The sequence below is a fragment of the Anaerolineae bacterium genome (assembly GCA_035529315.1).
Taxonomy (GTDB): domain Bacteria; phylum Desulfobacterota; class Desulfobacteria; order Desulfobacterales; family ETH-SRB1; genus Desulfaltia.
Genome location: DATKWZ010000044.1, coordinates 20,497 through 36,589 on the forward strand (window position 1 = coordinate 20,497; position 16,093 = coordinate 36,589).

Consider the following 16,093-nt stretch of genomic DNA (forward strand, 5'->3'; position numbering starts at 1 on the left):
TTTAACTCCTTTTAAGGTAACCGTTCTTTAACCAGAGTTCAAGACGTCGCAACCCTTCCTCCGTGGAACGCTTTGGGATGTATCCTAAATCATTTTTAGCGGCGCTTATGTCGAACCAGTGCGCTGTAGCCAGCTCCTCTGCTACAAAACGCGTCATCTGCGGCTCACCTGACAGTTTGAAAAATTTGAAGCAGGCTTCAAGCATGGCCCCTATCACCCAGGCCGTTCTCCGTGATATTGAACGCTTTACAGGACCAAGCCCTGCTGCTTTTAAAATATTGTTTATCATTTCCCACAAAAAAACAGGTTCTCCCTGGCTTATAAAATAGACATTGCCTGAAAGTTTGTGGTTTTCTTGTAATCTGTCCGCCGCCAGAATATGGGCATCAGCAGCATTGTCTATGTAGATTGTATCCACAAGGTTTTTGCCGTCCCCGACCCTTACAAGCCTTTTTGCTCTTGCAATAATTCCAGGGACAAGATGGTTATCTTCCGGCCCCCATATTAAATGAGGTCTTAATATAATCGTCATCAAATCATCTCTTGCGGCATTTATAACATTTTGTTCGGCAATTGCTTTTGTTTTAGGATAATGAGCATGAAACTTATTTGCATAAGGAATTGATTCATCTACCCCCTCCATGTCTGTTCCGTTAAAGATAACACTCGGCGAACTTGTATGGACAAGTCTTGGAACCTTATGCTTAATGCAGGCGGCAACAACGTTTTCAGTTCCAATAACATTTGTATTATAATATTCAAAATAATCGCCCCAGACTCCCGCCTTTGCCGCAACATGAAAAACAAGATCCATGCCTTTGCATGCCCCTTCAACAGCATCTTTGTCGCCTATATCGCCTCGAACCTGCTCAACCCCCAGAGAGGCAAGCTCCTGGTAAAAGCCGCGCGAAAAGCTGCGGACATGATCGCCCCTTTCCACAAGACGCCTTACTATCGCGCTGCCCAGAAAACCTCCGCCTCCTGTAACCAGAACTTTCTGCGCCGCTTTTTTTGTCATATATTTTTCCTAAAAAAGGATACTAATTTTTCTTATGAAGACTTTCGGCTATTGCCATTGCATTGATATTGACAACAAATTCAATAAAATATACTATAATCAGAAAAAAAAATAAAGTAAAAAACAAGACTATAAAAAAGATAACAAATCAGGACGACTGTTGGATGGGTGACATTTCTTTCTTATATGCTTTTCATAAAAGATTAGCATGGCTTTTTTACATTTTAAGTTGAAGACGAAAAACGGACTTTGGGTCGTGTTTTGATAGTTGATGTGTCGAAACATTATGAATGAGGTGTTATGGCTGAATATCAACCATTCGTTAATCTTGGACCTGGCGACTCCATAAAAGAGGAATTGGCATATTATGGATGAAATCAATATTACGAAATATTTTTACAAATACAAACCGCTAAGGAGTCTTGGAGAAATCCGGGCGGATATTCTTGAACTTGAAATGCAAACCGAGGGGCTGATCAGCGAGGTTGTCGAAATATGAGAAAGGAAAGAGGGAAGCAGGTTATAGAAACAGGCAACAAGTCCATTTCCGGCGATCTTATCGGTGATATCCATTCGCTCATTGAAACCGCCAGGCATAATGTTGCCATTACGGTTAACGCAGGCTTGACCATTCTTTACTGGCAGATCGGCAACCGTATCCGCCAGGATATTTTGAAGGAAAAGCGAGCGGAGTACGGACAGGAAATTGTCGTGACGCTGTCGAGACAATTAACCGACGATTATGGCAATAATTTTTCTGAAAAAAATCTACGCAGGATGATTCAATTTGCCGAGGTCTTTCCAGATAAAAAAATTGTCGTATCACTGATACGACAATTGAGTTGGACCCATTTTATCGCACTTATCCCTCTCAAAGATGCCCTCCAACGTGATTTCTATGCCAAAACTGTCGGGTGGAACGGTGGAGTGTCCGCACTTTGCGGAAGAAAATTGATGGGATGCTTTACGAGCGTACCGCCATATCAAAGAAGCCTGAGAAATTGGTAATCAAAGTGGCCGAATACATGACCGAACTACCGAAACGCGAACTGCTGGAGCATAAGCTTCACAAAGCGGTTGAATCGGCGCGAAAACGGCTGGAGGCAAAACCTGCGTAGTGCATGGAATGATATGCCTATCCTTACTCACAAACCTTCTGAATATTCTCCCACATTTGCAGCTCCAGTATTTCCGCTTTCCCCTATCTCGCATAGGATTATATAATTCTTGCTTTTGCATTAAAAACAATGTAATATTAGAATATTATAACAATCAAGAAACGACCTGTTAATATCAAATATCACTGATTTATTTCTTAACATTTAATATTGGGCGTAAAAAATAATGGGTGAAAGGTATTAAATTATGACTGATTCAATTCTTCAATCTTTTCTCGATAAACGATTTATTAAAACTGATGAATCTGAAAACATTGCTAATCTAAATAAGGCCGTTGCGGAACTTCAAAAACGGCTCAGTAAAAACAAGGAAAAGATAATTACCTATACGTTGGTGGCTCTTGATCCTACTATTTCTGATGACGAACCTATTGTTCAAGAAGTAGAAGCTTTAATCATAAAAAAATGGTCAGCCTTTCGAAACAGCGTCGCTAAAACAAAGGATATACCAATTACCTATGTCCAAGCAGTTATCCTCGAAGCATTAAATAACCTCAGCAAAGATGAAAATTTGGCTGCCATTATTTGGCATACAGGATGCAATATCATCAGCCATTACAAACTGGCAGGACAGGAAGAAGTGTTAACTCATTTTTTATTGGAAATTGGAAATAAGGTCGAAGAAGTTGCCCGGAATAATTGGAGTATTTTGGAAAATGCTAAAATTGATGCCATTGCCCCAATTGAACTTACTCTACCAAAAGTTAGCCAAGGAAGGGTTGGTGAAGCTGAGTTGCAAGGCCATTTAATAGCTGCGGCAGTTCATTCTCCCTGGGCGCCACAAGCAGGTGGAGGTGAAAATCCCAGTCCTCAATCAACTGGTAATTTTCATTGGCCGAAATTTTTTGCTGAAAGAGCTGCAAAAGGACTTTCTGAAGTAATTAATGCCGCCTTATCCACCCAAAACAATTCACTAAAATCTATTTCGGATTCTATTCAGGAATCTATAGGTTCATACCTTGCTAACCTAAAACCGCATCTGGAACAGGTATCTTCTTCCATATTGCGGAGTTCTCAATCATTAAACAAACGCAGTGATCTGATTTGGTGGAAACAAGCGCTTTATTCTCACAGATTAGATTCCGGTTACCGAGCATTAGACCCGTTAGCTCTGGCCATGTCTATGGCAGTTGATCTGGCTGATAACGTTTCTCCAATTCATCCCAAAAGCGTTGATTTTTTCTTGAAAGAAGCATTACGCGATGTGCTGAGCGATGAAACGGACAAGGAAGTTGCGGTAACTGAACTGTTGGAGCAACTGCAACAACTTTCTGATGCTGAAAAGCAGTTGCTGGAAGATTTGTGCAATGAAAGTGAAAGTCGAAAATCATTAGGAGCTTGTATGGCAGATATGATGAAGAAAAAAATGAACGCTGATGAGTTTTTTAAACGTACCGGTTTAGTAAAAAGAGCCAAAATATCTTTAGGAGAACTCACTGTCTGGTTGTTTCACGATCTCCAAGCCAGCACACTTGCTAATACGAAATAATGAAGATGAGAATTGAAATAGATGAGAAATAAATGTAGTAAACCAGATTGCCCTGCCCCTAGAGGTCTTTGCCTTGAACACGTCAGTCCTGATCATCAAAAATGTAATTATTGGCTGGGAAACAAAACGGGTCAGTCAGTAGAAAAGCAAAAAGAGGCCAAAAAAGAAGCGCAAGCCTTACCTTGGACAGGTGAGCCGTTTCAACCAACCGACATCGAGATAGTCAGTCAACGATCTGCCCCATTGATCATTGGAATGGTAGGAGCCGCGGCTGCTGGGAAAACCTCCTATCTCGGAATGCTCTATACCCTATTATTTAATGGAAATAAGTTTGAGCGCTGGTCGTTTGCTGGAAGTTGTACATTAGCCGCATGGGAAACGCTTGCACAATATTTAAAAATTCAACCTGACGGAAATGTTGAGTTTGCTCCGCCAACGCCATCGAATCCTGATTTTTACAGCCTTTACCATTTAACTTTGAAAAGAGAAGAATTGTTCAGAGATGTGTTGTTTGCAGATTCATCCGGGGAAGTTTTCAACTACTGGTCTGAGGATATCCACGATCCGAATGCTGAGAATGCTCGCTGGATATATGAAAATTCTAATGCTTTCATTTTTATGGTCGACTCTGTTGCTTTAATAAATGAAAGAGGAGCAGCGAAGACCGAAATTGTACAAATGGCCGAACAATTGACAGCTAATTTGAAAGGTCGGCCTGTGGCAGTGGTTTGGTCAAAGGCTGATGAAATTGGAAATATCCGAGAGAACATAAAAAGGGCTTTGGAGGAAGACTTAGCACAAGTATTTGCCAATTCACAGGTTTTTGAAGTCAGCAATTTCCCCAAATCTGTTCCCGATAGATTATGCCATAAAAATAACTCTGCCGTTGTCGAATACTTGCTGGAAAAATTAAACGAGCCAAAAATCATTAGACTTATGCCGCAAGTCAGCACTTCTGATGATCTGTTTTTTAATTATAAAGGAATGTATGGCAGTGAATGATTCAATCCTCATAGTTGGACAACCTGATTCTGGTAAGACAACTTTTATTGCTCAGTTCCTTACTAGAGTTAAGAAAAGGAAAAGTAGCATAAAACTTATCAAAACTCCTGAGAATATTAAGGCTATAACACATGCCATAAAGAGACTCTCTATGGGTGAAGAACCGATAACCACTCCTGCGAATGAAAATGTAGAGTTGGTTCTGCCGATCAATGTAGATGGAAAAAATATCGACATAGTTTTCCCTGATTATGGGGGGGAACAGGTCAATGCCCTGATTGAACTGATGGAGGTTAATGAAAATTGGCAGAAATTGGTGACATATAGTGACCGATGGATACTGTTTATTCGGCCACACGAGATTACACCTGAGTATGACCTGAGCATCAGCAGTTATGATGAAATAGAAACAAGAAAAAGTACAGCCTTTAAAAGCCCCGGGCTATCTGATCAGAGTAAATTTATCGAATTGCTACAGTCATTGTTGTACATAAAAGATAAAGGTGTAAAAAATCCAATTTCCGTACCCAAGTTATCCATTGTTCTTACATGTTGGGACGAGTTGAATACTAACAAGAAACCTGTTAAGGTTTTGCGGGAAAAACTACCGATGTTTCTCCATTTTGTTGAGACAGTATGGGAAAAAGAGGCTTTTGAAATATTAGGGCTCTCAGCACAGGAGTTTCCATTGAATTCGCAGGAGGCAAAGGACAAATACCAAGATGAGCTGCCAGAAAATTTTGGATACATGATCGATCAGGAAGGGGTGAAGGATACAGATATTACCAAGCTTGTAAAAATAGCTCTTCAATTATGATAGTTCATCAAGCAATATATGGGGATAAATCCGGTTCTTACGCTCTGCTCAAAACAAGCTTAACCGATATAGAACTCGCAAAACGAATATGCAATGTTACCGATCTTCTAGATCGACCTTCAAGCGGCCAGTTAACTCAACCAGTTTTCCGTGGGTTCGCCTTTAATGACTCCTATATTTTCATTAAAACTTTTCCTGATAACGCCCCTTTGGTCAGAAAGGGGAGAGTGCTGTCACATACTTTGATCGTTGAGAAAGATGATTTACATCAACTGAATGATCTGGAAAAGTTGTTTTCTCACTTCCTTTCTGAGCCAGACAAAGACCGTGAACTCCATGAGATATTGTTTGATGATATGAATCAAGTTCCGGCTCAGATTATAAACCCTACATCCCGTGAAGCAGCAGCCATCAATGGCTTGCTTGATCTTTCGGACTATGAAAATACCTTGGTTTGGATCGGGGAAGAGGGTTATCTTTCTTTTATTACACATGCTTGGTCACAGCTAAAAGGAAATCTCAGGGCAACTGTAAAATTGGGAATAGGCTTCAGTCCGCAAAAAGTAGGCACTCAGCACCTCAGCATACTCTATGTGCAGGAAGAATACGCGAACAAATGGCAGACTGGCAATTATTGTATAGTTGGCAAAACAGACACTGGCACATTGGAATCGATAGCTTCATTTTTGCTTGCCGGAAATAGAGATAAAGCAAAGCCGCTTAACGATTTGATCGATGTTTTCGGTATCATACCCGACAAAATTGAAGATTTGGCCTATTTAGAGAAAGTAGTCAGTACGTACAAGAATTTATCTACAATTACAGATCTTAATAGGCTGATCGTATTTTGTGATCTTATATCTAAATACAGCCCTGATGAACGTGTGGCCAAAACCGAGAAAAAACGGCTTCTGATCCAGATAACGTCGTGTATAGCAAACGCAACAAGCAAGCAGATTATTGCTCTTAAAGATGCAGAATGGTCAGGGTTCTCTAATGCACAACAATTAATCGGCAATCAAGTAGCTTATTGGGTAGAAAAAAATCTGTTTAATTCAAGAGTTAATGAATCTATTACAAGTGTTTTTGCCAAAGCTTTCGACCCGGAGAATAAGGTTCAATGGTGGAAAAAAGCGGTTACTGATAGCTTAAAAACCGTACTAGAAAACTGGAAACCAGCTTACGCCATAGCCATATGGAATTGGTTCGTTGCAGATCATGGTTTAGTAAAAACATTGGGAAGCCTTATCCCAACTACTATTGATGTGGAAACCCATCTCGTAGATATTTGGCCGAAACCTGGACCGGAATTAGCTCAGGAAATTAAGTCAGTTGCCACAGATCGAAAATGGCTTACCCTCCACGGCTTATCGGCTTTGCAACTTTACAGTCCCGAAGAGAGTATTATTCACCAGTTAAAAATAGATATTGTACCAGGGCATACTTCAGCCTTGCAAAAAATGGGCGAATTAATAGATGATGAAGATTTTATTCAACTTACTGTAAACATAGGGGAAAGCAGACTTATCGAAATTTCGGGACTTAAAGTGGCTAATAATGCTTCTTTGTTAAGCCGGATTGATGTGAAAAACGCAATTTGGAGACAAATCTGGTTGAGTAGTATAGAGCAAGGCAATCAACCTTGGAAAGGTATTAGCAAACCAATTAGCGTACTATTTGATCTTTTTGAAGAAATGCTGAAGGGTGCAATAATAGATCCTCAATTACTGTCTGTACTATGTAATTCAGATTTCAATGATCTTTCTGATTTCAAACAAAGAGCAGAAGTATGGAAACACATTAGCGGAGACGTAAAAAACGGCTTCCTTAATGGAACTGCATTAGGATGTGTGAAACTGCTAGACAATAAAAAGATTAGCTTAGATAATTTTGAAGAAGAAATTCGGATTCGTTTAACCAGCACAGCATTTATAAAGCAGGTTATTGAGGACCAAACGATAAAGATATCTACAAAAATATTTCTTTTTGAAGAGCTGTCAACCCTTGGTGAGGCAGAGTTTTTTCTACTCTTGAATAAAGGCCCTTTCAGTGCAGCAGAATCTACACGTATAGGGAAATTGGTGCTTCGTAATAATTGGAGGAAAATCACTGATACTATAGCTGATAAAATATCTACAAGAACAGATTTGGAACCAGCTTTAGCGGAGTGTCAATCTCTTTTGGGCTTTTTTAAAAGGTTGAGCTTGTCACTCTCAGGCCATCTTTCTGAATCCATTTCAAAAGAAGAATGGTGGTCTGCATTTACAGAACTATGCTACACCCTATATTCAAATGGTCCAACAGATATGGGATTGTGGGGAAGAGCTGGTGGCAAAAACTATGACTTGCCCACAAAAGTTACAGGACGGGAAATTTGGGTAAATACTATAAATAAGATGCGAAATGGAATTGCCGATGTTGATGCCCAGAAACTGTTACAAGAGATGCTAAAGGACTACCCTTCTAACGCTGAATTGAGACAACTAAATAAAACCAGTAGGTAAATTATGAAAAATAGCAATTGTATACTAGTGCTCACAGCGCTCTCGATAGAAAGAGATGCTGTAATCAGTCACTTAGCTGATGTTAAATTAGAAAAGCACCCTGAAGTTGGTACGGATTACCATCGTGGATTTTATGCAAGCCCATCGGGTAATATCGATGTGGTTGTAGGACGAACAGATCAAACCAACATCAATGCAGCATTGGAAACTGAAAGGGGCCTTCAATACTACAAACCATCCCATGCCTTTTATGTCGGTGTTGCCGGCGGTTTAAAGGATGTAAAAGTGGGCGACATAGTTATAGGCTCTGACGTTATCGGTTACGAACGCGGTAGAGCGGAGGATGATGAATTCAAGCCAAGACCGCAGTTCGGAGCATCTTCTTATGATCTCGATCGTGCTGCAAACTCTTTTGCAAGCAGTAGTTCATGGAAAGCAATTGCAACCTCATTGGTAGATACTCGGTTCGCACCAGAAATTTCGATTTTCTCAGGCACAATTGCTTCGGGCGAAAAAGTGGATGCATCCTATAAATCTAGCCTACATAAGCATATTAAGGTAAATGCAAGTCATGCACTTGCGATTGAAATGGAGGGATTAGGTTTTCTGAGAGTTTGCATGACACGTCCAGCTGTAAAAAGCTTATTGCTAAGAGGGATTTCTGACTTAGTGAATGACAAAGGAGAAATGGATGGTAAGGGCTCTCAGACTTACGCTTCTAAAAATGTTGCAGCGTTCTTTTTTGGCCTGATCTCAGAACTTGATCTTATCGATGTTAAAAAGGAAATTTCAAAAACTCAACAGTTATTCGAAATCGCGTGCAAGCTTTACCCCAGAGGAATTGAAGATAGAAAAATATGGGAAAGAGCCGAGGGGGATCTCTCACTGGTGAATCTGAATGCACAGGGAAAAGGGCAATGGTTTGAAGCTATCAAGTTGATTGAACTAGGTGGTGGTGGAACTGAGATTACACTAAATAGTCTTATTAAAGTGATGCTGGAAGATTTTAACCAGAATAAAGATTTGCTGAGAATTTTAAGCCCTGCACTGCATTTCCGCCAGTGAGCTGACCGGATTGAACACTTTAAACCATTATTGCAACAAATGTATGAAAAGACCATCACCAATTGCATTGAGCCCATCAAAAAGCAGCAAATCTGCCATGCCAGAGTGTGTTGCTTGTGTCTTCAGCAACTTGGGGGAAAATTATCTCCCAGTGAAGGAAAACATTGAATTGCTTTTCACGCACGGATTCTCGATATTCTTACTTATGGGAAGCTGATAGAGGAAAAAGCCATTAAGGAAAAATAAAAAAGCACTCTAAGCATAGGGTTTATGGGTTATATTTTTTAACACGCACATACACTGAAGAAAATTTATGGGCAGAAAGATATGAAAAGGAACTGAGAAGGCAGGCAGATGAAACTGACGGATAATGAGATAAGAGATATTAATCGGTATCTGGAGGAAGGCAAAGCGCTGCCGGAGAAGTATCGGTTTTTGCTGTTTGAGGATAAGCGGGAAGTGGAGCTTGTTTGGAATGGCAAGACCAGTGAGGTTTGCAATGTGGTTTTGCCGTTTCAGGTGATCGAGCAGGTTGATGAGCCGCGTGAGGAGAAAGCCGTCAAATTGCAGATGGACCTTTTTGACATGCAGACCGGCAGGCAGATCAAGGGTTGGAACAATAAGTTGATCTGGGGCGATAACAAGCTGATTCTGTCCTCGCTGAAAAACGGGCCGCTTAGAGAAGAGATCGAAGCCCAGGATGGTATCAAGCTGATCTATATTGACCCGCCCTTTGATGTGGGGGCGGATTTTTCAATGGATATCGAGATCGGCGGCGAAACCCTGACCAAAAAACCAGGAATACTGGAAGAAATCGCCTACCGCGACACCTGGGGCAAAGGCGCGGATTCTTTTATTGCTATGATTTATGAGAGGCTGGTGCTGATGCGGGATCTGCTGGCGGAAGATGGTAGTATTTATGTGCATTGTGACTGGAGAGTCACTGCTTATGTTAGAAATGTAATGGATGAAATTTTTGGGTTAACAAATTTTAAGAATGAGATTATTTGGAAACGAGGAACTGTAAAAGGGGCAAAAGCAACAGGTAACCAATTGGCTCGTAATCATGACTCTATAATTTATTTCAGCAAGTCTGATAAATATATATATAACAGACAATATTTAGATTTTAATGAAGAATATAAATCACGTTTTAATAAAAATGATAATGATGGCAAAGGTCCGTACAGGGATGACCAACCTATAGGAACTCGTTCTGTTAAATCAATTGAAGATATGAAAAAAACAGGGAAAGTTTTTATAGGAAAAAATGGAAAGTTAAAAATTAAAACTTACCTTAATGACCTTGCAGGAGTTGTTTTGGATGACAATTGGTTGGATGTTTCCGAAGTTAACGTAATGTCAAATGAAAGAGTTTTTTACCCTACTCAAAAACCAGAAAAATTATTAGAACGCATTATCGAAGCCTCATCTAATGAAGGCGATATCATCGCCGACTTCTTCTGCGGCTCCGGCACCACCATGGCCGTTGCCGAAAAACTGAACCGCAAATGGATCGGCACCGACCTTGGCAAATTTGCTATCCATACTACCAGAAAGCGCATGATCGGCGTACAGCGGCAGCTCAAAAAAGAGGACAAAAGCTGGCGCGCTTTTGAAATCCTCAACCTGGGAAAATATGAACGCCAGCATTATATCGGCGTTAACCCCAATCTCAGAGAACAGGAAAAGCAGAAACAATTGGAAGCCAAAGAAAAAGATTTCCTCAATCTTATCCTCCACGCCTACCGTGCCGAAGCGGTCAGTCAGTTCAAAACCTTTCAGGGCAAAAAGGCAGGGCGTTTGGTAGCGGTGGGTCCTGTAAATCTGCCAGTTACCCGCCTGTTTGTGGAAGAAATCATTCTTGAATGCCGTCAAAAGCATATTACCCGGGTGGATATTCTCGGCTTTGAGTTCGAAATGGGGTTGTTCCCTAATATCCTGGACGAAGCCAAAACCAAGGGGATTGATCTGGCTATGAAATACATTCCACGGGATGTATTTGACAAGCGGGCAGTGGAGAAGAATCAGGTGGTGTTTCATGATGTGTCGTTTATTGAAGTTAAACCACATTTTGGCAAGGGTAAAAACAAACACAGCATTGCCGTGGAATTGACCGATTTTTCCGTCTTTTATTCGCAGGATGCTAAAGGCGCTGATGAAAGCCTGCAGAAAGGCAAGAGCAAGGTGATTGTGGACAAGGGGCAGGTGGTCAAGATCAGCAAAGACAAAAACGGCGTTGTCAGCCGCGAGGTGTTGACGCAGAATTGGACAGACTGGATCGATTACTGGGCTGTTGACTTTAATTTTGAGAGTAAAAAGGAAATAGTGCGGGTAAAAAGAGAACCCGATGCGCAGATACATCTTGACGGCAGTGCAGATCCGGTTCAACTGAAGTTTGGCGATCATGAAGAAGTCTGGACAGGCGATTATGTGTTTGAAAATGAGTGGCAGACCTTCCGCACCAAAAAAGACCGTTCTCTGGAACTGAAAAGCGTGTTCCGGGAATGCCCGCTAGGGAGGCGCAAGATCGCAGTCAAGGTGGTGGACATCTTCGGCAATGACACCATGAAGATAGTGGAAGTGACAGTGGGAGGGAAATAGTCATGACAAAAAAGATAAATGTTAAAAATACGGAGATAACCATCATTTCCGTAAATGATGAAGATTATATTTCTCTGACAGATATGCTCAAAGCGAAAGATGGGGATTTTTTTATATCAGATTGGCTTAGAAATAGAAATACCGTTGAGTTTTTAGGTATATGGGAGCGTATATATAATCCCAATTTTAATTATGGCGAATATGCCATAATTAAAAATCAGGCCGGCTTAAATAACTATAAAATTAGCGTAAAAGAATGGGCAGCCAAAACAAATGCAATTGGACTGACGGCAAAAGCGGGCAGATATGGAGGAACATATGCTCATAAAGACATTGCATTTGAATTTGGAATGTGGATTAGCGCTGAGTTCAAAATATACCTGATCAAGGAATTCCAGCGGCTTAAAGACGAAGAACAAAAGCAGCTTGGATGGGATATCAAACGGAACCTGACTAAAATTAACTACCGGATTCATACCGATGCCATCAAAAAGAATCTCATTCCACCGGAGCTGACAAGCCGGCAGATTAATCTTGTTTATGCATCTGAAGCAGATATTTTGAATATGGCATTGTTTGGTATGACTTCAGGACAGTGGCGGGACGCGAATCCGGATAAGAAAGGAAATATTCGTGATTATGCCAATGTATCACAACTGGTTTGTCTGTCTAATCTGGAAAATCTGAATGCGCTGTTTATTAATGAGGGAATTTCACAATCCAAACGGCTTGCCAAACTCAACCAGGTTGCCATTCAGCAAATGAGGCTGCTTATTGATGATAGTGGCGTGAGAAAGCTGGAAGGGGGTAAATAATGGCATTGCATCCGGATTTTCCGACCTCCCCTTACAGCATACTTGAGCCTGATGTCCGCTGGTTCCCCGCGGATGAAGCTCTTCGGGAATCAAGCTATGAAAAGCTGTTGCCGCCCCTGGTGCATGAACTGCGTAAAAAGGTAAAAGCGTGGCGGAATAACGGCTATGAAGGGGCGACAGACACAAGCATCGCCTTGCTGAACTGGTGGTTTAACCAAGAGCATATGCTGCCCAAAGCAGGCGGCGCGATGACAAAGTTTGAATACTACTTTGCCCAGCAAGAGGCGGTTGAAAGCATCATCTACCTTTACGATGTGGTTAAGGTAAAGGACAAATATGACCTGCTCCGTTTTGATTCATCCGGCGCTGTTTCTCCAAATATGTTTGATGAATCATGGCTTCGTTTTGTCATCAAGATGGCAACCGGCACAGGCAAGACCAAGGTGATGAGCCTGGTTCTGGCGTGGTGCTATTTTCACAAACTTTATGAGCCGGATTCTGACCTGGCGCGTAACTTTCTGCTGATTACGCCTAATATCATTGTGCTGGATCGGATCAGAACGGATTTCGACGGGTTGCGAATATTCTTTGATGACCCTGTGTTGCCGCCCAATGGATATTCAGGCGGTTTTGAGGGGCGCAATTGGCACGATGATTTTCAACTGACTCTGCACATTCAGGATGAGGTTAATGTTACCCGCAAGACCGGCAATATATTTTTAACCAATATTCACCGTGTCTATTCCGGCAATAATGTTGAGCCGTCAGCCGATGATGAAGATACCATGAATTATTTTCTGGGCAAGCGTCCCACGGGCGCTACCACTGATTCCAAAGTCGATCTTGGTGATATTGTCCGCGACATTGATGAACTGGTGGTGCTGAATGACGAGGCGCACCATATTCATGATCCCAAAATGGCGTGGTTCAAGTCGATTGAGGATATTCACAACCGGCTGAAACACAAGGACAAGTTTCTCTCCCTGCAAGTGGACATGACTGCTACACCCAAGCACAACAATGGCGCGATTTTTGTGCAGACCATTTCGGATTATCCTTTGGTAGAGGCCATTTCGCAGAATGTTGTAAAACACCCGGTACTTCCCGATTCCGCAAGCCGTGCTAAACTCAGCGAGCGGCAAAGTTCCAAATACACGGAAAAATATGCCGATTACCTGAATCTCGGCATAGAGGAGTGGCGTAAAGCATACAAAGAACATGAAAAGATGGACAAAAAAGCCATTCTCTTTGTGATGACCGACGATACCAGAAACTGTGATGATGTAGCTGAATATCTGGAGGCTACCTATCCTGATTTTAAAGATGCGGTGCTGGTGATTCATACCAAAAACAACGGTGAGATCAGCGAGGCGGCAAGCGGCAAGAATAAGGAGGATTTGGAAAAGCTTCGCAAAGAGTCCAATAAAATTGATAGCTGGGACAGTCCTTTTAAGGCTATTGTCTCGGTGATGATGCTCAAAGAGGGGTGGGATGTGAAAAACGTGACCACTATCGTGGGATTACGTCCCTATTCTGCCCAAAGCAATATTTTACCTGAGCAGACTTTGGGCAGGGGTTTGCGAAAAATGTATCCCGGCTATGATGTGGAAGAATACGTCAGCGTTGTGGGAACCGATGCTTTTATGGATTTTGTAGAGTCTATTCAGTCCGAAGGTGTTGAGCTTGAGCGCAAGGCAATGGGTGAAGGCACCAAGCCAAAAACACCGATTATCGTTGAAATTGATAATGAAAATACAAAAAAGGATATCGATAATCTTGATATCGAGATTCCGGTATTAACCCCGAGGGTATATCGGGAGTACAAGAATCTCAGCAGTCTGGATACAGGGCATTTTGGCCATAAAAAAGTAGAATACAAGACGTTCAGCATCGAAGAACAGCGTGAGATCGTATTTAAGGATATAACTACAGGCGAGATCAATCATACAACCATCCTGGATTCAGGAGCGGTTACCGACTACCGCTCTGTGGTGGGATATTTCACCCGGGTTATTATGAAGGATTTAAGACTGGTAAGCGGCTATGATGTGCTGTACGGGAAAGTAAAATATTTTATTCGGGATGAATTGTTTGAAAAACCGGTTGACCTTGACAGCCTGAACACCTTGCGAAATCTGTCCGAACTTGAAGCAAACAAAACTCTGGTGGAAACATTTAAGAAGCAGATTAACGCCTTGACTGTTCAGGACAAGGGAGACGCAAAAATCCATGATACGATTAAGTTGAGGAAAACACGCCCGTTTGTTGTTAAAGAGCAGGGATATATCATACCGAAGAAAAGTATTTTTAATAAAATTATCGGAGACAGTAACCTGGAATTACAGTTTGCCGCCTATCTTGAAGACTGCGACGATATTATTTCCTATGTGAAGAACTACATGGCTGTTCACTTCAAGATTGATTACGTCAACGCAAAGGGTGAGATATCCAACTATTACCCTGACTTTATTGTTAAAAAGTCAAAGAAAGAGGTCTTTGTTGTTGAAACCAAAGGGCTGGAAGACCTTGACGTGCCCTTGAAAATGGAAAGGTTGAAGCAGTGGTGTGTTGATATTAACAAGATTCAAGCTAATATCAAATATGATTATGTTTTTGTGGATGAGGAAAGTTTCGATAAGTTCAAGCCAAAAAATTTTGAGGAATTAATTAGAAGTTTTACAAAATATAGGGACTTGCTGGGCGTACATTAGTTCATAAGTTGACGTGGTAATTGAACTGAAGAAGGTGGTTGACCCCGGTTAAATAAAAGCAAACATGATTTCACAGGCTATGTTGAATAATTGTAAGGATAAAGGGCATAACGATCGGCGCTTTTCACAACAAGAAGGCAGGATTGTCTGAAACATGAATGTCCAAGGAAATAAAGGCGAGATAGTCATATATCAGATGGAAGACGGACAAGCGTCTTTAGAAGTTAGTTTGATTGAGGATACTGTCTGGCTGGATACCCATCAGATGGCTAATCTTTTTCAACGAGACAGAACCGTTGTTGTCAGGCACATAAGCAATATCTATAAAACCGGTGAATTGTTGCCGGATTCAACCTGTGCAAAAATTGCACAGGTTGCTAAGGATGGTAAAAAAAGGGTGATGGATTTCTATAGCCTGGACATGATTATTTCTGTAGGATACCGTGTAAATTCATTACGCGGCACCCAATTCCGTATCTGGGCAAATAAAATATTAAAAGACTACCTTGTCAAAGGTTATGCTCTAAATGAAAAGAGATTGCAGTCACAGATTGAAAAATATGAGGCGCTTAAACAGTCAATTAAGCTTATCGATAATATAATTGATCGTAAATTGCTCTCCACGTCTGAATCTGAAGGCCTGCTGAAGGTTATTAGTGATTTCAGCTATGCTCTGGATACACTTGATCGATATGATTATGGAAAGCTGGAATTGGCTCATATATCTGACCGGGCAGTAAAGCGAATTTCATATGAAGAAGCCAAAGGCGCAATTAAGATAATGCAGGGAAGATTGAGTGATTCCAACTTGTTTGGACATGAAAAAGATAATTCGTTCGGCAGCTCTCTGGATACAATTTGCCAGACTTTCGACGGCAAAGATCTCTACC

General features: G+C 41.3%; 11 protein-coding genes and 1 pseudogene. 11 read left to right on the forward strand and 1 reads right to left on the reverse strand.

Features of this window, described 5'->3' with window-relative positions:
* Position 1: 1 nt before the first annotated feature.
* Positions 2-1,018, reverse strand: a complete 1,017-nt coding sequence (locus VMW78_08400; protein ID HUV51023.1) for an NAD-dependent epimerase/dehydratase family protein — start codon at positions 1,016-1,018, stop codon at positions 2-4.
* 367 nt (positions 1,019-1,385) lie between these two features.
* Between VMW78_08400 and VMW78_08405 the strand changes: the two genes are divergently transcribed.
* The 11 genes and pseudogenes from VMW78_08405 to rhuM all read left to right on the forward strand — a co-directional run.
* On the forward strand, positions 1,386-1,517 hold the full coding sequence (locus tag VMW78_08405; GenBank protein ID HUV51024.1) for a hypothetical protein: 132 nt from the start codon (positions 1,386-1,388) through the stop codon (positions 1,515-1,517).
* Positions 1,514-2,019, forward strand: a pseudogene (locus VMW78_08410) (DUF1016 N-terminal domain-containing protein). The gene VMW78_08405 and the pseudogene VMW78_08410 overlap by 4 nt, the downstream one beginning before the upstream one ends.
* Before the next feature lie 364 nt (positions 2,020-2,383).
* On the forward strand, positions 2,384-3,685 hold the full coding sequence (locus VMW78_08415) for a GTPase-associated system all-helical protein GASH (GenBank protein HUV51025.1): 1,302 nt from the start codon (positions 2,384-2,386) through the stop codon (positions 3,683-3,685).
* 21 nt (positions 3,686-3,706) lie between these two features.
* On the forward strand, positions 3,707-4,687 hold the full coding sequence (locus VMW78_08420) for a hypothetical protein (GenBank protein ID HUV51026.1): 981 nt from the start codon (positions 3,707-3,709) through the stop codon (positions 4,685-4,687).
* Complete coding sequence (locus tag VMW78_08425) at positions 4,674-5,504, forward strand: hypothetical protein (GenBank protein HUV51027.1); 831 nt, start codon at positions 4,674-4,676, stop codon at positions 5,502-5,504. Before VMW78_08420 ends, VMW78_08425 begins: the two co-directional genes overlap by 14 nt.
* A complete protein-coding gene (locus tag VMW78_08430; GenBank protein ID HUV51028.1) occupies positions 5,501-8,008 on the forward strand; it encodes an effector-associated domain EAD1-containing protein in 2,508 nt (835 codons plus the stop codon). Before VMW78_08425 ends, VMW78_08430 begins: the two co-directional genes overlap by 4 nt.
* A gap of 3 nt (positions 8,009-8,011) precedes the next feature.
* On the forward strand, positions 8,012-9,073 hold the full coding sequence (locus VMW78_08435) for a 5'-methylthioadenosine/S-adenosylhomocysteine nucleosidase (protein HUV51029.1): 1,062 nt from the start codon (positions 8,012-8,014) through the stop codon (positions 9,071-9,073).
* A gap of 354 nt (positions 9,074-9,427) precedes the next feature.
* On the forward strand, positions 9,428-11,677 hold the full coding sequence (locus VMW78_08440) for a site-specific DNA-methyltransferase (protein ID HUV51030.1): 2,250 nt from the start codon (positions 9,428-9,430) through the stop codon (positions 11,675-11,677).
* Positions 11,678-11,679: 2 nt separating this feature from the next.
* The gene (locus VMW78_08445) at positions 11,680-12,492 is read left to right on the forward strand and encodes a KilA-N domain-containing protein (GenBank protein HUV51031.1); all 813 of its coding nucleotides are present in this window, start codon (positions 11,680-11,682) and stop codon (positions 12,490-12,492) included.
* Positions 12,492-15,203 (forward strand): DEAD/DEAH box helicase family protein, encoded by a 2,712-nt coding sequence (locus VMW78_08450; GenBank protein ID HUV51032.1) that lies wholly within the window; start codon positions 12,492-12,494, stop codon positions 15,201-15,203. The genes VMW78_08445 and VMW78_08450 overlap by 1 nt, the downstream gene beginning before the upstream one ends.
* A 154-nt stretch (positions 15,204-15,357) precedes the next feature.
* Positions 15,358-16,093 (forward strand): RhuM family protein (gene rhuM, locus VMW78_08455; protein ID HUV51033.1); only part of this gene is annotated, 736 nt, incomplete at its 3' end.

Coding starts and splice junctions, on each gene's coding strand:
- VMW78_08400 (HUV51023.1), bottom strand. CDS start 1,018: ATGACAAAAAAAGCGGCGCAGAAAGTTCTGGTTACAGGAGGCGGAGGT.
- VMW78_08405 (HUV51024.1), top strand. CDS start 1,386: ATGGATGAAATCAATATTACGAAATATTTTTACAAATACAAACCGCTA.
- VMW78_08415 (HUV51025.1), top strand. CDS start 2,384: ATGACTGATTCAATTCTTCAATCTTTTCTCGATAAACGATTTATTAAA.
- VMW78_08420 (HUV51026.1), top strand. CDS start 3,707: ATGAGAAATAAATGTAGTAAACCAGATTGCCCTGCCCCTAGAGGTCTT.
- VMW78_08425 (HUV51027.1), top strand. CDS start 4,674: ATGGCAGTGAATGATTCAATCCTCATAGTTGGACAACCTGATTCTGGT.
- VMW78_08430 (HUV51028.1), top strand. CDS start 5,501: ATGATAGTTCATCAAGCAATATATGGGGATAAATCCGGTTCTTACGCT.
- VMW78_08435 (HUV51029.1), top strand. CDS start 8,012: ATGAAAAATAGCAATTGTATACTAGTGCTCACAGCGCTCTCGATAGAA.
- VMW78_08440 (HUV51030.1), top strand. CDS start 9,428: ATGAAACTGACGGATAATGAGATAAGAGATATTAATCGGTATCTGGAG.
- VMW78_08445 (HUV51031.1), top strand. CDS start 11,680: ATGACAAAAAAGATAAATGTTAAAAATACGGAGATAACCATCATTTCC.
- VMW78_08450 (HUV51032.1), top strand. CDS start 12,492: ATGGCATTGCATCCGGATTTTCCGACCTCCCCTTACAGCATACTTGAG.